Annotated in this window: 2 protein-coding genes; both read right to left on the bottom strand. The window is 51.2% G+C overall.

From position 1 onward, the window contains the following. A partial coding sequence (gene araD / locus R7Z77_RS24095) for an L-ribulose-5-phosphate 4-epimerase AraD (RefSeq protein ID WP_318136892.1) occupies positions 1-573 on the bottom strand: 573 nt, incomplete at its 3' end. Continuing rightward, a partial coding sequence (locus tag R7Z77_RS24090; protein ID WP_318136891.1) for an FGGY-family carbohydrate kinase occupies positions 566-1,084 on the bottom strand: 519 nt, incomplete at its 5' end. The genes araD and R7Z77_RS24090, both read right to left, overlap by 8 nt.

Raw genomic sequence — 1,084 nt, 5'->3', positions numbered from 1 at the left:
GCTTTTCCCCCAAGTAAAAGGTGCGTGTTCTTTGACCAAAATGCCGGGTGACGCCATAACGTTTGAATCACCGATGGTTTCGACGATGACTTTGCCAGTGTTGAGCTCGTAGTTGTGTGCGATCTCTTCGTCGCTCAAGGCGCGAGTGCACGCAATTTGTCCGTAGAAATAATCCGCATGAGTTGTGCCCAACGCGGGAATGGCTCTGCCTGCTTGTGCCCATGCCGTTGCCTGAGGAGAGTGGGTGTGAACGATGCCGCCAATCTCCGGGAAATGGCGATAAAGCTCTAGATGCGTGGCTGTGTCGGAAGATGGGTTGAGTTTCCCTTCAACCACTTGGCCGTGCAGATCGACCACCACCATGTTTTCAGCATTCAGTTCGCAGTACTCAACACCGCTAGGTTTGATAACAATCAACCCAGATTCTCTATCGATGCCTGACACATTGCCCCATGTGAACGTCACAAGGTTATGGCGTTGTAAATCCATATTGGCTTGCCAGACTTGGTGACGCAGCGTTTTGATTCGTTCGACTAATGAGTTCGCATCATTCCAGACGGTTTGTTCAGACATCTTCACGCTCCTGCGATTGGTGAAACTCCGCAATCTGCTCCATGTGTTGCCCAAGCTCGCGATACGTCGCGTAACGCTGTGCTCGCAATGTTTGCACTTTTGGTGTTGGTGAGTAGGTTTGACGAACAGGACTTGCCATCACGGCTTGTGCTGATTTAGTCGTCGGGTAAACGCCAGCTGCGACGGCTGCAAAAATTGCTGCCCCCAATGCGCAACATTGATCTGATTCGACCACGATGATGTCGCGACCAATCACATCGGCGCACATTTGCATCACGTAAGGGGATTTTTGCGCAATGCCACCAATGGCGATGACGCGTTCGACAGTGACATCTTGTTCTATAAAGCAATCGACGATCGCTTTTGCGCCATGCGCAGTGGATTCTACGAGTGCGGAGAAAATTGCAGGCGATGAGCTACCAAGGTTTAAGTCACAAATCGCACCTTTAAGCCGCTGGTTTGCGTAAGGGGTTCGGCGGCCATTGAGCCAATCCATTGCAACCGGAGTATA

Source organism: Vibrio sp. 1401 (assembly GCF_033340295.1).
The sequence above is the reverse complement of the archived record's forward strand: the minus strand, read 5'-3'. Positions and strand labels throughout refer to the sequence as shown.